We start from the raw sequence: 16,177 nt of genomic DNA, 5'->3' as shown, positions 1-16,177 counted from the left end.
CGGGCGAGGGCCGTTACGTGCGGGGGCCGATATGTACAGGGGCCGATACCTGCGGGGGCCGATACGAGCCGGGGCCGGGCCGCCGCTTCAGTCGGCCGCCGGGCCCGCCAGGTTCTTGGTGAGCCAGGCCAGCGTGTCCGGGATCATCTTCTTGAAGTCGGTGGTGAGGTGCTTGCCGCCGGGCTGCTCGTAGTACTCGACGGACAGCGGCGCCACGGCCTTGGCGACCCACGCCTTGACCAGCTTCGTCTCGTACCCGTTCGCGCCGCCCGCGGTGGCGAGGATCTTCACGTCGGCCTTGCCCTGGGCGACCATCGCGTCGGGGCTGTTGGCCTGCCGCTCGGCCTCGTGGCCCTTCCAGAGTCCCGAGTCCGGGTTGAAGTAGCCGTCGATCGGGACGGCCGCCTTGAACTTGTCCGGGTGCTGGAGGGCGAGCTTCGCGCTGCAGAACGCACCGGTGGAGGCGCCCATCAGGCCCCAGCCGTCGCGGCCCTTCACGGTGCGGAAGTTGGCGCGGACGAAGTCCGGGATGTCCTCGGCCATCCAGGTGCCCATCTTGGGCTGGCCCGGGATGTCGGCGCAGTCCAGGGCGTTCTTCTCGTCGCTGTTGAAGTTCTGCACCGGCATGATCATGATGAACGGGTGCGCCTTGCCGGCCTTCGACAGCTCGGCGTCGTACTGCTGGATCGGCAGCTGGTCGTCGGTCCAGGTGTTGTAGCCGTTGCTCTGGCCGCCCGCGAAGAGGGTGAGCACGGGGAAGCCGGTCTTGGCGAACTTCGGGTCGTTGTACTCGGGCGGCAGCCAGACCCAGACCTTGCCGGAGACGCCCGACTTGGGACCGGTCAGCGTCGTCATCATGATCTGGCCGGCGACGGTGTCCCGGGACTTGGTGAGTGCGGCGGCCGGACCGGTCGGCATCAGCACCTTGCCGGAGGCGGCCGGGGTGGCGCTGGTGGGTGCGGCGGAGGTGCCGGACGCGGCCGGGCTGCTGCCCGCGGCCGACGGGGTGCCGGGAGCGGCGCTGCCCGCGGCGCCCGCCGTGCCCGCGTCGCCCTTGGCGGTGTCCCCCTTCCCGCTGCCGTCCGTACTGCCACAGGCCGCCAGCGAGGCGGCCAGGGCGAAGGCGGCGGCGCCGGTCAGGACGGCGCGGATGCGGGTGGACTGCGGCTGCACGGTGAGGACTCTCCGACCGGTGTCGCGCCCGCTCCGTCGGGAGCCGGGCGGTGGCCCCCGGGGTGGGGCCGGACAGGCCCGGGCGCGACGCGTGCTGCGGCCCCCGGGGGCGGTGCGCCGTCCCTCGCGGTGGCGCGCCGTCCTGCGATCTTATGACGTGGTGCGGGGGCGACCGGTTGCGCGAGGGCCGACGGCGGTCCAATGTTTGCTCCCGATCTCCGGTAAAGCCCTTCGCCCACCCTGCCGTCCGGCGGGGGGTGGCCCCCGCCGGACGGCGGGGAGCACAGCCGGACGGGTGTCGGCGCGCGCGCCGTTTGGTCCCTCGTACCAGTGACTGCGGGCTCCGGATCGGCGACGATCAGCTCGCCAGCACCGCCGTCCGAGGAGTCGCCATGCCCCAGCAGATCGCCGTCGTCACCGGAGCCGGCAGCGGGGTGGGACGCGCCGTGGCACTGGAGCTGGCCGCCGCCGGGTGGCTGCTGGTGCTCGCCGGGCGGCGGGAGGAGCCGCTGCGGGAGACCGCGCGGTCGAGCGGTACCGGGGCGGCCGCGGTGCCGACCGATGTCACCGACCCCGCGGCGGTGGACGCGCTCTTCGCGGCGGCCGTCGAGCGGTTCGGCCGGGTCGACCTGCTGTTCAACAACGCCGGGACGTTCGGCGCGCCGACCCCGGTGGACGAGCTGGAGGTCGCCGAGTGGAGGGCCGTGGTGGACCTCAACCTCACCGGGGCGTTCCTCTGCGCCCGGGCCGCGTTCCGGCAGATGAAGGCCCAGGACCCGCAGGGCGGCCGGATCATCAACAACGGGTCGATCTCGGCCCACGTCCCGCGCCCGCAGTCGATCGCGTACACCGCGACCAAGCACGCCGTCACCGGGCTGACCAGGTCGCTCTCGCTGGACGGCCGCCCATACCGGATCGCCTGCGGGCAGATCGACATCGGCAACGCCGCGACCGACATGACGGCGGCGATGGGCGCGGGCGTGCGGCAGGCGGACGGCCGGATCGCCGTGGAGCCGACCATGGACGTCGCCGATGTCGCCCGGACCGTGCGGCACATGGCCGAACTGCCGCTGGAGGCCAATGTGCAGTTCGCGACGGTGATGGCGACGGCCATGCCGTACATCGGCCGGGGCTGAGCAACCAGGGCTGGGCAACCGGGGCCGGGAAGCCGGGCCCGGGCCGCAGCAAGAGGCCGCATTAAGAGACTGCGGCAAGAGGCCGCGGCGGCGGGCGGCCGCCCCCCGTACGGAGGGCGGCCGCCCGGCGCGGTCAGCTGCGCCAGGTGTCGTTCAGGCTCACGGCGCCCGAGGCCGGCACGGTCGCGGTGCGGTTGGCACCGGACTCCCAGGCGACCGCCCCGGAGGCGTCCTTGCGGATGTACTTGTACTCGAACGCGGTGCCGGCGGTCATCGACACGTCCAGCTTCCAGACCGGGTACGCGGCCGAGGAGAGCGGCAGCGCCTTCCCGGTGTCCCAGGCGCCGAGCGCGGCGCTGCTGCCGACCACGTAGATGTTCTGGCCGAACACCGTGGTGGCGTTGACCGCGAAGGAGGCACCGCCGACGGCGGGCACCGTCCCGCCCGAGCCGCCCGCGCCGACGTACAGCGCGACCGCGTCGCCGGCGCCGACGGTGGCGGTGAACCGGCCGTCCGAGCCGACCGTGTAGGACGGGCCGGTGCAGCCGCCGCCGGTCGGGTCGCCGTGCTGGACGTCGCAGTACGAGCCGGCCGGCAGCGAGGTCTGGAAGGTCTGGGTGACCGCGCCCGACTCGCGGTTGATCGCCACGAAGCCCTTGCCGCCCCGGCCGAACGCGATCGCGTTGTTGCCGTTGGACCACCAGTTGGTGATCCCGGTGCCCGCGACCGCGTTGCGGAAGCCCACCATGTTGGCGACCTGCCGCCAGGCGTGGGTGCAGTTCCAGCCGTCGCTGTAGCAGGCGTTGACGGTGCCGCCGTTCGGCGGGCCGTCGTCGTGGCCGGAGAAGGCGTAGCCGGAGTAGACGTTCGGCGAGCCGTAGGGGTTGGCCAGCATGAAGACGTTGGCCAGGGTGTAGGCGCTGCCGTCCTTGTAGGTCAGGGTGGAGCCGTTGCGCTCGGTGTCCCAGTTGTCGACGAAGGTGCGGGCCTTGTCGCTCGCCAGCAGGCCGGAGCCCCAGCCGGAGAGGTCGGCCAGCCGACCGCCCTGGAAGGCGCTCTTCAGCCAGGTGCCGGAGCGGAACTCGTCCACGTCGCCGGTGCCGGTGTACTCGGAGGGCTGGATCGGCTCGCCCGCGCCGTAGATCACCTCCTGCACCCAGTAGGCGTTGGGGTTCGCCGTCCTGGCCTTGATCGCGGCGAGGTCGGCGGCGGCGATGTGCTTGGCCGCGTCGATCCGGTAGCCGTCGACGCCGAGCGAGGCCAGGTCGTTCAGGTAGCCGGCGATGGTCTGCTGGACGTAGGCGCTGCCGGTGTTCAGGTCGGAGAGGTTGACCAGCTCGCAGTTCTGCACGTTGGAGCGGTCGGCGTAGTTGCTGATCGCGGTGCGGCAGGAGTGGAAGTCCTGGTCCTGGTAGTACCCGGGGTAGGTGTACTTGGTGTAGGCGGTGCCGCCGGTGCCCGTCCCGGAGCCGGCCGACATGTGGTTGATCACCGAGTCGGCGACCACCTTGACCCCCGCCGCGTGGCAGGTGTCGATCATGTTCTTGAAGGAGGTCCGGTCGCCGAGGCGCCCGGCTATCTTGTACGAGACCGGCTGGTAGGAGGTCCACCACTGACCGCCCTGGATGTGCTCCTGGGGCGGTGAGACCTCGACGAAGCCGTACCCCTTGGGGCCGAGCGTGTCGGTGCAGGCCTTGGCGACCGAGTCGAAGCGCCACTCGAAGAGGGTCGCCGTGACGTCCTTAGTGCCGGGCGGGGAGGCATGGGCGGTGGGCGCGGCGCCGAACGCCGCGGTGAGCGAGAGCGCGAGTGCCGCCGAGGCGGTGAGCGCGCCGGCCGCGCGGGCGGACCGGCGGGTGGGGGCGGTGGTGACCACGATGTCTCCTGGGGGCTGAGGTGGGGCAGCCGGGGCAGGCTTGCAGCAGGTTTCAGAAACTTGCCGGAAACTTGCAGCGCTGAACCTAGGGCCGCCCGGAAGGGTCGTCAAGAGTCAAGGAGGAACGTTTCCGCAGCCCCGGAAAGATCGCATACGACCCCTTGGGTTGGACGAAGGCGCCCGCGCGCGCGAACGCCGGCCCCGCGAGGGGGCCGGCGCGGCAACGCGCGTCGGACGGGCGCCAACCGGACGTCAGGCGGGCGTCAGACCGCGTCCGGCCCGCGCTCGCCGGTGCGGACCCGGACGATGTCCTCCACCGGGACCGACCAGACCTTGCCGTCGCCGATCTTCCCGGTGCGGGCGGCCCGGACGATCTCCTCCATCACCCGCTCGGCGTCCGCGTCCTCCACCACGACCTCGATCCGGGCCTTGGGCACCAGGTCGATCCGGTACTCGGCCCCCCGGTAGACCTCGGTGTGGCCGTGCTGGCGCCCGTACCCGCTGGCCTCGGTGACGGTCAGTCCGTGCACGCCGACGGCCTGCAGCGCGTTCTTGACCTCGTCCAGCTTGAACGGCTTGACGATCGCGGTGATCAGCTTCATGCGGAGGGGGTCCTGTCGGACGAGTGCGTGAGCACGGAGGCGGCGGTGGCCCGGGCCACCGTGGCGTGGGCCGTCGTACCGTGGCCCAGGACGCCGTGATCGTACGCGGTCTCGGCGTGCACGGCGAGGTCCAGACCGGCGAGTTCCTGCTCCTCGTCGGCCCGGAAGCCCATCAGCCGGTCGATCACCCGGCCGATCGCGTACGTCATGGCGAAGGCGTACACCGCCACCGCCGCCACCGCCGCCAGCTGCCGCCAGAGCTGTCCGAAACCACCGCCGTGCAGCAGGCCGGCCGGGCCGCCGGTCATCGCGGTGGTGGCGAACAGGCCGATCAGCGCGGTGCCGATGACCCCGGCCACGAAGTGCACACCCACCACGTCCAGCGAGTCGTCGTAGCCGAAGCGGAACTTCCAGCTCACCGCGTACGAGCAGACCACGCCCGCCAGCAGCCCGATCACCAGGGCGCCCACCAGGTCGACGCTGCCGCAGGACGGGGTGATCGCGACCAGTCCGGCCACGGCGCCGGAGGCCGCGCCGAGCGTGGTCGCGTGGCCGTCCCGGCGCTTCTCCACCAGGAGCCAGCCGAGCAGCCCGGTGCAGCCCGCCGCCTGGGTGTTGAGCAGCGCGGACGCCGCCAGGCCGTTGGCGCCCAGCGCCGAGCCCGCGTTGAAGCCGAACCAGCCGAACCAGAGCAGTCCGGCGCCGAGCAGGACCAGCGGCAGGCTGTGCGGGCGCATCGCCTCCTTGCCGAAGCCGATCCGCGGGCCGAGCAACAGGGCCAGGGCGAGGCCGCTCGCCCCGCAGTTCACCTCGACCACCGTGCCGCCGGCGAAGTCCAGCGCACCCAGCCTCGACAGGATCCAGCCGCCGGGCGCGAACACCCAGTGCGCCACCGGGACGTACACCAGCAGCGTCCAGACGGCGGTGAAGGCCACCCAGGCCCCGAACCTGGCGCGGTCCGCGATGGCGCCGCTGATCAGCGCGGCGGTGATGATCGCGAAGGTCAGCTGGAAGGTGGCGAACAGCACGGTCGGGACGTGCCCGGTGAGCGAGGTGGGGGTGATTCCGGCCATCCCGAGGTGGTCCAGGCCCCCGATCAGGCCCCAGCCGCCGGCGTCCGGGCCGAACGCGAGCGAGTAGCCGGCCAGCAGCCAGACCACGGTGACCACGGCGATCGAGACGAAGCTCATCATCAGCATGTTGAGCACGCTCTTGGTGCGCACCATGCCGCCGTAGAACAGGGCCAGGCCGGGGGTCATCAACAGGACGAGCGCGGTGCTGGCCAACAGCCAGGCGGTGTCACCGGTGTCGAGGCCGGGTGACGGGTCAGCCAGGAACATGGGCGTGCCTTCCCAGAGGCCTGCGCGGACAGGGGTGCCCCACCCGGCGCGTCCCTGGAGGGTGGTGGCGGGCGACGGGTGGGCGGGGTCGCAGGTCGGATGGGAGAGTTTTGCGGGGACGGATTTCTTGTTGCGGACGGACACGTTTCGGCCGTGTTTCGTGTTGCCCGGCCGTTGCCCGGCGGTTGCCCGCGGGTTTCCGGAACCTCACGACGACGCAGGGCCCGGCAGCCGATGGCTGCCGGGCCCTGCTCCCTGTCTTACCTGGTTCTACTGGCCCTGGATCAGGGTCAGCTGGTGGTGATCGAGGTGTCGTCGATCACGAAGCTCGTCTGCAGCGAGGAGTCCTCGGTGCCGGTGAACTTCAGGGTGACCGTCTGGCCCGCGTAGGCCGAGAGGTCGAAGGTGCGCAGCTGGTAGCCGGTCGCCTTGTCGACGTTGGAGTAGGTCTTCAGCGCGGTGCCGTTGACCGTGACCGCCAGCTTGTCGTACACCGTGGTGCCGGTCTCGGCGGTGTCGACGTGCAGGTAGAAGCTCAGCGAGGCCTTGCAGTTCGCCGGGATGGTCACCGTCTGCGAGAGGGTGTCCGTGTGGGTGGAGCCGTAGCCGTTCATCCAGGCCTTCCAGGTACCGCCGTGCGCGGCCTGCGAGGAGCTGGAGTCGACGACGCCGCTGGAGGCGGTCCACGGGGCGGCGGTGCCGGTCTCGAAGCCGGCGTTGCCGAGCAGCTGCGCCGGGGTGCAGGTGCTGCTCCCGTCGGTGACCGCCCAGGTGAAGCTGGCGGTACCGGTCTTGTTGGCGGAGTCCTTGGCCGTGACGGTCACGTTGGACGTGCCGATGGTGGTCGGGGTGCCGGTGATCAGGCCGGTGGAGGCGTTGATCGACAGGCCGGCCGGCAGGCCGGTGGCCGAGTAGGTCAGCGGGGCGGTGCCGCCGTTGGCCTTGATGCTCAGGTTGACCGCGGTGCCGACCTTGGTGCTCTGGTTGCCCGGGCTGGTGACGGTGACGCCACCCGGGTTCTGGGGCACGGTGCCGACGTTGACGCCCGCCCAGGCGGTGCCGACCGCGAGGAGCTCGGCGCTGCCCGCGCCGTAGAGGTCGGTGGCCGCCTTCTCCGTCGCGGTGCGCGCCGCGGCGTAGTTGGTGTTGGACGTCATGTAGGTGGTCAGCGCCTTGTACCAGATCGCCGCCGCCTTGTCCCGGCCGATGCCGGTGACGGTGATGTTGCCCTGGGTCGGCGAGTTGTAGCTGACGCCGTTGATGACCTTCGCGCCGCTGCCCTCGGACAGCAGGTAGAAGAAGTGGTTGGCGACGCCCGAGGAGTAGTGGACGTCCTTGTTGCCGACCGTGGAGGACCAGTAGTCGGCGGAGCCGCCGTCCTTGGACGGCTTGTCCATGTAGCGCAGCGGGGTGCCGTCCCCGTTGATGTTGATCAACTCGCCGATGAGGTAGTCGGGGTTGTCGGTCGGGATGTTGGCGTAGAACTCGACCATGGTGCCGAAGATGTCCGAGGTGGCCTCGTTGAGGCCGCCGGACTCACCCGAGTAGGTCAGGTTGGCCGTGGCGGAGGTGACGCCGTGGCTCATCTCGTGGCCCGCGACGTCGAGCTCGGTCAGCGGGTGGGTGTTGCCGTCACCGTCGCCGTAGGTCATGCAGAAGCACTCGTCGTCCCAGAACGCGTTCACGTAGTTCTGGCCGTAGTGGACGCGGCTGTAGGCGCCGGCGCCGTCGTTGCGGATGCCGTTGCGGCCGAAGGTGTTCTTGTAGTAGTCCCAGGTGGCCGAGACGCCGAAGTGGGCGTCGACCGCGGCGGACTCGCTGTTGGCGACGGTGCCGTCACCCCAGCTGTCGCTGGACTTGGTGTACAGCGTGCCGGTGCCCGTGGTCCCGTGGTTCAGGTTGGTGGTGTACATCCCACCGCGGGTGCCGTCCTTCATCTGGTACGACGAGCCCGACTGGGTCGTGCCGATGGTGACGTTGCCGACGAACACGCCCTTGCCGGTACCGGTCTTGACGCCCTCGAACTTCAGGATGACCTGGCCGGAGGTCGCGTCGGTGACCACGTGCAGCTTGCTCGGGGTGCCGTCCGACTCGGTGGAGGAGACGACCGTCTCCCAGGCGAGCCGCGGGCTGCCGTCCGCGGCCCAGACCACCAGGCGCGGCGCGTTCTCCAGCGAGGAGCCGGACTCGGCGGCGAGCGCGGCCGACTGCGCGGCCGGCGCGGCGAGCTTCGGCGTGGTGTTCACACCGGTCAGAGAGGCCTCGGTGGCCTTGGTCACACCCTGGGTGGCGCCGGTGGCGTCCTGGTGGACGATCAGGTCGCCGCCGAGCACCGGGAGTCCGGCGTAGGTGCGCTCGTAGCGCAGGTGGCGGGCGCCGTTGGCGTCCTGGACGACGTCCTTGGTGACCAGCTTCTCCTCGCTGCCCAGGCCCAGGGTCTGGGCGAGGGTGGAGGTCTGCTGGGTCGCGGAGGCGATCAGCTGGGCGCGGCTCGTCTGCTGGGCCGCGACGGCCGTCGGGGCGTCAGCGGTGGCCGCCTGCGCGATGACGGGGATGCCGGTCACCAGCAGCGCGGTGGTGGCGGCCATGACAACCGCAGCCTTCCGAGCCTGGGTGTAACGGGACATGCGGACTCCTTTTCCGACCGGCGCGGGGTTCGCGTGCGGTGGAGAGAACCTGGACCGCGGGGTTGCGGCACAGTGGGGGCCCCCGCCGCCGGTGTGCGGCGCGGGTGCGGTGTGCGGAGCTGGTTGCCTTGCCGAGGGGGTGCGCTGTACCTGGCCTGGGGCAGCTGCACCGGAGGGTGGGGCCCCCACGTCTGCAGCCGGAGGAATCGTGGCAGCAAACGAGTCATGAATGACAGATGCATGCCATGGATTGGCCGATTCGCACCAGCGACCGTTCATCCGCCGGGCCGCCAACTGTGTTACAGCCACACGAAGTTCTGGACACCGTTTTCAATAACGCCGGAAGGTTTGACCACACCCGGCGGTCACTGACCAGCACGCCGGGGCCGCGATCGGCCCGAAACCCGGACGACAGCGCCCGGTCGGCGCGGCACGTCACCATTCCGGCCGTGCCAGCGTCGGTTTCCGGCCAATCACCGAATGAAACTGCTTCAGAGGGAACCGGAACGGCACGGGCCCCGCACCACCGTGACGGCGGTGCGGGGCCCGGATCCGGCGGACCGTCAGTGCTGGACGAACACCGCCACGGTGCGGCCCGGCACGGTGAAGGTCCCGGTCGCGGCGTCGAAGCCGGACCGCCCGACCACCGGGTCCGCGCCGCCCGCCTGCACCGGGTGCAGCCCCTGGGCCGTCCCCTTCAGGGCGGCCACGGTCTGGCTCTGCGCGGTCGGCGTCGCGTTGAACACCACCGTCAGGCCCTTCTCCGCGCCCGGCAGGCCGGTGCCGTCCAGGTGCAGCGTGATCACCCCGGGCGCCTCGCCCGGGGTGCCGGACAGCGGGTAGGAGAGCCGGCGCTGCACCTCGGCCAGGGTGGGCAGGGAGAACAGCGGCGAGGACTGCTTGATCCGCAGGAACTGCTGGTACTGCGCGGTCGTCGCCGTGATCTGCGCCGCGCCGACCTTCAGCCTCGGGTTGGCCAGCAGGGACGCGGACAGCGGCCACATCCCCTTGTTGTCGGCCGCCATCGGCACGCCCCGGCCCCAGCCGTTGCCCTGGGCCGGGTCCCAGTGGATGGCGTTGAACCAGTCACCGGAGTCGTAGGAGTTGGCGTCCAGCGACTTCGAGCGCAGCAGGTCGCTGCCGGCCTGGGCGAAGCCCGGGCCCTGGGTCAGGGCGGTCAGCGAGAGCGCCAGCGCCTGCATCCGGGCCCGGTCGGCGGGATCGGTGCCCGCGGGGAGCTTGAAGGCCAGCGCGTCGAACAGGTCGGCGTTGTCGTGCGCGTCCACGTACTCCACCGACTCGCCGGGCCTGGCCGCGTAGCCGGTCGGGGCGCCGTTGTAGTCGACCCTCGCGCCGGTGACGGTCCGCCCGGAGCTGTCGGTGAAGGTGTAGCCGGCCAGGTTGCCGGTGAGGGCCACCTTCAACTGGTCCATCTGCTGGAGCAGCCGGGCCTTCTGCTGCTCCGGGGTGCCGTTGTCCGCCGAGCCGTTCGGGTCGGTGTACAGGCCCGAGGCGAAGCCCTGCTGCGGGGCGGAGGACAGCTGGAAGTTGCCGCCGCGCGCCGCGTCGCGGATCCGGTCGTCGAAGGTGGCGATGCCGGTGCCGGCCATGTTCAGCTGGGTGGCCTGCTCGAACCGGGCGTTGTTCGCGACGGCGCCGAAGTTCCAGCCCTCGCCGTAGAGGAAGACGTTCTTCCCGTCGACGCCGTCCGAGTCCGACGTCATCCTCCGCAGCGCCGCCTGCACGTCCAGCATGGTGGACTTCGGGTCCAGGCCCATCAGGTCGAAGCGGAAGCCGTCCACCTTGTACTCGCGGGCCCAGGTGGTGACGGAGTCCACCACCAGGCGGTTCATCATGGCGTGCTCGGGCGCGGTGTCCGCGCAGCAGCTGTCGGCCGTCACCTTGCCGTTGGCGTCGAGCCGCTGGTAGTACCCGGGGACGACCTTGTCCAGCACCGAGTGCTCGGCCTGCCCGGCGGCGGCGGTGTGGTTGTAGACCACGTCCAGCACCACGCGCAGCCCGGCCTCGTGGATCGCCTGCACCATCTGCCGGAACTGCACCGTGCGGGCGGTGCCCTGCGGGTCGGTGGCGTACGAGCCCTCCGGCACGGTGTAGTGCAGCGGGTCGTAGCCCCAGTTGTAGGCGTCCTCGGCGGCGACGGCGGCCACGCACTCCTGCTGCTTCTCGCTGTCCGCCGCGAGGGCGGCCAGGTCGCAGCCGGGCAGCTTCTGCTCGGCCCGGTTCTCCCGGATGGTGGCGATGTCGAAGGTCGGCAGCAGGTGGACGGTGGTCACCCCGGCCTTGGCCAGGTCCCGCAGGTGCTGCATACCGGCCGACTTCGACTCGGTGAAGGCCAGGTAGGTGCCGCGCTCGGCGGCGGGCACGGTGGTGTCCTCCACCGAGAAGTCCCGCACGTGCAGTTCCTGGATCTGCTGCCGGGCGGGCGGGACGGCCTTCGGGACGGCGTGCTCCTCCCAGCCGCGGGGCTTGAGCTCCGCGGCGGAGAGGTCCGCCACCAGGCTCCGCGCCGAGTCGGTGGAGAGCGCCACCGAGTACGGGTCGGTGACGGCGTTGGTCACCACCCGCTGGACGGCCGGCGCCCAGACCTTCACCTGGTACAGGTAGTACTTGCCGTCCAACTCCGCCTTGTCGCGGACGAGTTCCCAGACGCCGGTCTCGTCGTCCAGCTTCAGCGGCAGCGTCCTCGGGGTGCCGCCGGACGGGCCGTCGAAGACCTGGACGGACACCTCCTGCGCGGTCGGCGCCCACAGGGACAGCGCCACCTTGCCGTGGTAGTACGCCGGACCGAAGTCGACCTTCCCGGTGCGGCGCGCGTACAGGTCGTCCAGGACGCCGGGGGTCTGCACGCCGGTGGCGGCGAGCACCGCGCCACTGGGCAGGTGCTCGGTGAACAGCAGCTGGCCGCGGAGCGCCTGGGCGACCCGGCCGGCGTCCCGGGCGTCCACGGTGAAGGCCCGGTAGCCCGCCAGGTGCGGGTACGCGGCCTTCTGTGCGGCGGTCAGGCCGCCGGGGGCGGGATCCAGGCGGATCCACTGGCCGGGCTTGGAGAGCACGCCCTTGTCCGCGGTGATGCCGCCCGCCGGGTCGTACACCAGCTGGGCGCTGGTCCCGCCGGCCAGGGCCGCGTCGTTGGCGCCGTACGCGGCCGGGACGACCACCGTGCGGGCGTCGATCCACTGGGCCTTGGCCGAGCCGAGGTCCACCTGCGCGGAGGCGGTCGAGCCCTGCGGCAGCAGGTAGCCCTCCCGGCCGCCCAGGATCCAGACCTCGCGGCCGTTGACGGCGAAGTCCAGCGACTGGTCGCTCGGCAGGTCCTTGTCGTTGCCCTTGTGCAGGATGTAGCTGAGGCTGGTCGCGCCGGGGGCGAGCGGCACCTCGAAGACGGCGCCGAAGGAGTCCCGGCGCACCGGCGTCAGCGGACCGCCCCAGTCGGTGGGCTTGGCGGCGCCGGTCCAGTCGTGCAGGCCCCAGCCGTCGTAGTCGCCGTCGGCCCGGTTGTAGTGGATGACGGCGGTGTCGGCGGGCAGGGTGGCGACCGGGCCGGGGTTGGCGGTGCGGACGGTCGGGTCGCCCTCGGCGAGCCAGACCTCGCCGGTCGCGCCGACGTCGATGTGGCGGTCGGCGTCCACGTCCTTGACGCCGTCCTTCTCGACGATGAACCCGACGTCCGAGGCCCCGGCCTTCAGCTTCACGTACGCGAAGGCGCCGTACGCGTCGCGGCCGGTGAAGCCGTGCCCGGCGGGCCACTGGGTGCCCTCGCCGTCGGCCAGGTCGCCCCAGGCGTAGAGGTTCCAGCCGTCGTAGGCGTTGTCCTTGCGCTGGTAGTGCACGACCGCGTACGGGCGGGCGGTGGCGCTGGGCACCGGCTTGGGCGCGGGAGTGCCGGTGGTGAACGAGCCGGTGGCCGAGCGCAGGTGGCCGGAGGAGTCCTGGACGACGGCCTTGTAGCGGACGACCGTGCCGGGTGCGACCGCGCTCAGGTCCTGGGTGACCTGGTACGCGCCGGTGTCCGAGCTGCCGAGCACCTGCCAGCCGCCCGTGCCGATCTGCGCGGCGAAGGAGACCCGGTCGAAGCCGCCGCCGTCGACCTGCGCGCCGATGGTGACGGTGCCGGTCGAGCCGTCGGCGGGGGTCTTCAGTGCCAGCTGCGGGGCGGCGGGGACCTGCGCCAGCCTCCCGGCGGCCTTGAACACCACCGAGGAGAGCGCCGGCACGGTGACGGTGACCTTGCGGTCCGCACCGCCGGCGAGCCGCTCCCCGGCCGCCGGGTAGATCCGGTCGAAGCCCTGCCCGGCCGAGAAGGTGTCCAGGGCGACGGTCTTCGCCTCGGTGGCGTTGTTGACCGCGACCAGGTACTCGACCTGCTGTCCGGCGTCGATCCGGGAGAAGGCGTACACGCCCGCGCCGTCGGCGGCGTACCGCTGGATCTGGGCGCCGTCCGCGAGCGCCGGGTGGTCCCGGCGCAGCTTGGCCAGGCCCGCGACGCCCTGGTACAGCTCGCCGCCCTGCCCGTAGCGGTCGGCCGGGCCGGTGGCGCCGCCGAGCACCCGGTCGGCGTTGTACGACGCGGTCTTCGAGGCGAACAGGTCCTGCCGGGCGTCCTTGTCGCCGCCCGCGCCGGTGAAGCCCTGCTCGTCGCCGTAGTAGACGACGGGCTGGCCGCGGGTGAGGAACTGCAGCTCGCTGCCGAGCCGGTCCTTCCTCAGCAGGGTGGCCTCGTCGGCGCCCGGGTTGTCGGCCAGCAGGAAGGAGCCGAACCGGCCCATGTCGTGGTTGCCGAGGAAGGTCGGCAGCTCGTAGGCGTCGGTGTCGGCGGTGGTGTACCGGTAGTCCTGGCCGTACACGTCGGCGAGGCCCGCGGCCGAGCCGCCCTGGGAGACGTAGGAGCGGGCGGCGTTCTGGAACGGGAAGTCCAGCGTGGCCTGGAGCCTGCCCTTGGTGACGTAGGGCGAGGTGACGGCCGGGTCGCCGGAGTAGACCTCGCCGAACATGAAGAACCGCTTGTTGCCCTGCTTGGCCGCGAAGTCCTTGAGCGCGGGCGCCCACTGCTGCCAGAAAGCCATGTTGACGTGCTTGACGGTGTCGATCCGGAAGCCGTCCACCCCGGCGTCCTTGACCCACTGCTGGTAGACCTTCTCGAAGCCCTGGACCACCCGGGGGTTCTGGGTGTCGAGGTCGTCCAGGCCGGAGAAGTCGCCCTCGGTGGCGGACTCGCCGGCGAAGGTGGAGTCGCCCCGGTTGTGGTAGAGCGAGGGGTCGTTGAGCCAGGCCGGGGTCTTGGCGGTGGCGTCGGCCGGGTTCCGGAAGACCGGGCTGTAGGGGAAGGAGTCCCGGTTGGTCCTCGGCCAGGCCGCACCGGCGTCGGCGACGGCGGTCTCGTCGACCGGCCGGCCGTCCGCGTCCAGCACCGGGTAGGCACCGGTGGAGCGGTAGCCGTACTGCTTCTGCTGGTAGTCGATGACGTCGGCGGTGTGGTTGGTGATGACGTCGAAGAAGACCTTGATGCCCCGGGCGTGCGCCTTGGCTATCAGCTCCTTGAGCTGGTCGTTGGTGCCGAAGTGCGGGTCGACCCGGGTGAAGTCGGTGATCCAGTAGCCGTGGTAGCCGGCCGAGGCGTTCTCCCCCGTGCCCTGGACGGGCTTGTTCGTGAAGATCGGGGCCATCCAGATCGCGGTGGTGCCGAGGTCCTGGATGTAGTCGAGCCGCTGGATCAGGCCGGCGAGGTCGCCGCCGTGGTAGAAGCCCTTGTCGGCCGGGTCGAGGCCGTTCTCCAGCCGGCTGCCGGTGATGCCGCCGCTGTCGTTGCCCTGGTCCCCGTTGGCGAAGCGGTCCGGCAGGACGAAGTAGAACTGCTCGCGGGTGAGGTCGTGCCGCCCGGCGGTCGCGGCCAGCGCGGCGTCCGAGGGCGGGGCGGGCGGGGCGGCGGCGAGGGCCGCGGGGGTGGTGCCGAGGGTGGCGGCGGTCAGTGCGGCGGCGAGCAGCACGGCCGCACGGCCCGGTCTGCGCAGGGGGGTGGTGCTCCGCGGGCGGCGGGGCGGTAGATCGGCCACTGAGGGCTCCCTTGCGGGGGAAGGGGGATCGGGTGGCCAGGACGCTAGCGGGCTGCAATATGTTTCAGCAAGATGCAGAAAGCGTTTCGTGCCGGGAAAACCCGGCCCCGCGGCACTGCCCGACCCCCCGCTTGCGCCGCCCGATCGACTCGGCGTGACAATGGGACGTATGCCCGTCCCGCCGGTTCGTACCAGACCAGACAGCACCCCCTACCCCGGTGGGAGTCGCCCCCTAACCCTCAAGGGGGACATCCGGTGAAGAATCCACTTCCAGAGGATGAGCAGACGGCTACGGGACGTCTGGCAGACTTCTCGTCCATGGGGGAACCGACCGAGATCCAGCAGACCGGCGCCGAGCGCGCCGGCGCGGCGCACGGTGGCGGTTCCGGAGCAGGCCCGGCCGAGCCCGGCCGGATGCCCGACGGAGCCACCCGTGTCGCCCAGTCCCGCTCGGCCGCGCTGCGCAGCCGCATCCGCGACCAGCGCCGCTCGCCGACCCGGCCGCGGATCTGGTTCGAGCTCGCCCTGATCGGGATCAGCTACTGGGTGTACTCGCTCGTGCGCAACGCCGTGCCCGAGCAGGAGGCGATAGCCCAGAAGCACGCCTCCTGGATCTGGGACTTCGAGCAGAGCCTCGGCGTCGCGATCGAGCGCTCGGTCAACCACGCGGTCGACAAGGCCTCGTGGCTGATCGTCGGGATGAACTACTACTACGCGACGCTGCACTTCATCGTGACCATCGGCGTGCTGGTCTGGCTCTACCGCCGCCATCCGGGCCGCTACGCAGCGGCCCGCACGGTGCTGTTCGTCACCACCGGCATCGCGCTGGTCGGCTTCTACTTCTTCCCGCTGGCACCGCCCCGGCTGATGACCGACGGGGGGTTCATCGACACCCTGAAGGTCCACAACACCTGGGGCTCGATGGCCTCCGGGCCCGCGACGCACGTCTCCAACCAGTACGCGGCGATGCCCTCGATGCACATCGGCTGGTCGATGTGGTGCGGTCTGGCGATCTTCTTCCTGGCCCGCCGGGCCTGGGTCCGGGTGCTGGGGCTGCTGTACCCGCTGGCCACCCTGGTGGTGATCGTCTCGACCGCCAACCACTTCTGGATGGACGCCGTCGGCGGTGAGCTCTGCCTCCTGGTCGGTTTCCTCGCGGCCCGCTGGCTCTACCACTCCTGGCCCTACCGGTTGCCCCGGGTACCGGCCCGGGGCACGCAGGAGGAGCCGGTCACCGTCCCCGAGCAGTGGAGCGAGCCCGCGGTCGGCGCCGGGCGGCGCTGACCCCCGCTATGTGGAAGGGCCCCGCAGACCTGGTCTGCGGGGCCCTTCGGCGTTACCGGCGCGCGCAC

Annotated in this window: 8 protein-coding genes; 2 read left to right on the top strand and 6 right to left on the bottom strand. The window is 71.6% G+C overall.

Annotated elements, in window-relative coordinates; translation table 11 throughout:
* Positions 1 to 87 precede the first annotated feature (87 nt).
* On the bottom strand, positions 88 to 1,173 hold the full coding sequence (locus tag ACGFZP_RS01755) for an alpha/beta hydrolase (RefSeq protein ID WP_392927525.1): 1,086 nt from the start codon (positions 1,171 to 1,173) through the stop codon (positions 88 to 90).
* Between the two features lie 392 nt (positions 1,174 to 1,565).
* Between ACGFZP_RS01755 and ACGFZP_RS01750 the strand changes: the two genes are divergently transcribed.
* Positions 1,566 to 2,309: an SDR family oxidoreductase gene (locus tag ACGFZP_RS01750; protein ID WP_392927523.1), complete on the top strand. Its 744-nt coding sequence runs from the start codon at positions 1,566 to 1,568 to the stop codon at positions 2,307 to 2,309.
* A 133-nt stretch (positions 2,310 to 2,442) separates the two neighbouring features.
* On the opposite strand, the gene ACGFZP_RS01745 is transcribed toward ACGFZP_RS01750, so the two are convergent.
* The 5 genes from ACGFZP_RS01745 to pulA all read right to left on the bottom strand — a co-directional run bounded on the left by ACGFZP_RS01745 (position 2,443) and on the right by pulA (position 14,825).
* Positions 2,443 to 4,185 carry a carbohydrate-binding module family 20 domain-containing protein gene (locus ACGFZP_RS01745; RefSeq protein ID WP_392927522.1) on the bottom strand — a complete coding sequence of 581 codons (1,743 nt, stop codon included), beginning with the start codon at positions 4,183 to 4,185 and terminating at the stop codon, positions 2,443 to 2,445.
* A 263-nt stretch (positions 4,186 to 4,448) separates the two neighbouring features.
* Complete coding sequence (locus ACGFZP_RS01740) at positions 4,449 to 4,787, bottom strand: P-II family nitrogen regulator (protein WP_387940236.1); 339 nt, start codon at positions 4,785 to 4,787, stop codon at positions 4,449 to 4,451.
* Positions 4,784 to 6,127, bottom strand: coding sequence for an ammonium transporter (locus tag ACGFZP_RS01735; protein WP_392927520.1), 1,344 nt, complete (start codon positions 6,125 to 6,127; stop codon positions 4,784 to 4,786). The genes ACGFZP_RS01740 and ACGFZP_RS01735 overlap by 4 nt, the downstream gene beginning before the upstream one ends.
* Positions 6,128 to 6,417: 290 nt before the next feature.
* Complete coding sequence (locus tag ACGFZP_RS01730) at positions 6,418 to 8,754, bottom strand: M4 family metallopeptidase (RefSeq protein ID WP_392927518.1); 2,337 nt, start codon at positions 8,752 to 8,754, stop codon at positions 6,418 to 6,420.
* A gap of 563 nt (positions 8,755 to 9,317) precedes the next feature.
* Entirely contained in the window at positions 9,318 to 14,825 is a 5,508-nt protein-coding gene (gene pulA, locus ACGFZP_RS01725; RefSeq protein ID WP_392927515.1) for a pullulanase-type alpha-1,6-glucosidase, read from the bottom strand.
* A gap of 318 nt (positions 14,826 to 15,143) precedes the next feature.
* On the opposite strand from pulA, the gene ACGFZP_RS01720 reads away from it, so the two are divergent.
* On the top strand, positions 15,144 to 16,109 hold the full coding sequence (locus ACGFZP_RS01720; protein ID WP_392927513.1) for a phosphatase PAP2 family protein: 966 nt from the start codon (positions 15,144 to 15,146) through the stop codon (positions 16,107 to 16,109).
* The last annotated feature ends 68 nt before the right edge of the window (positions 16,110 to 16,177 follow it).

Source organism: Kitasatospora sp. NPDC048239 (genome assembly GCF_043202015.1).
Lineage (GTDB): Bacteria > Actinomycetota > Actinomycetes > Streptomycetales > Streptomycetaceae > Kitasatospora.
This window is presented reverse-complemented; position numbering and strand designations above follow the sequence as displayed.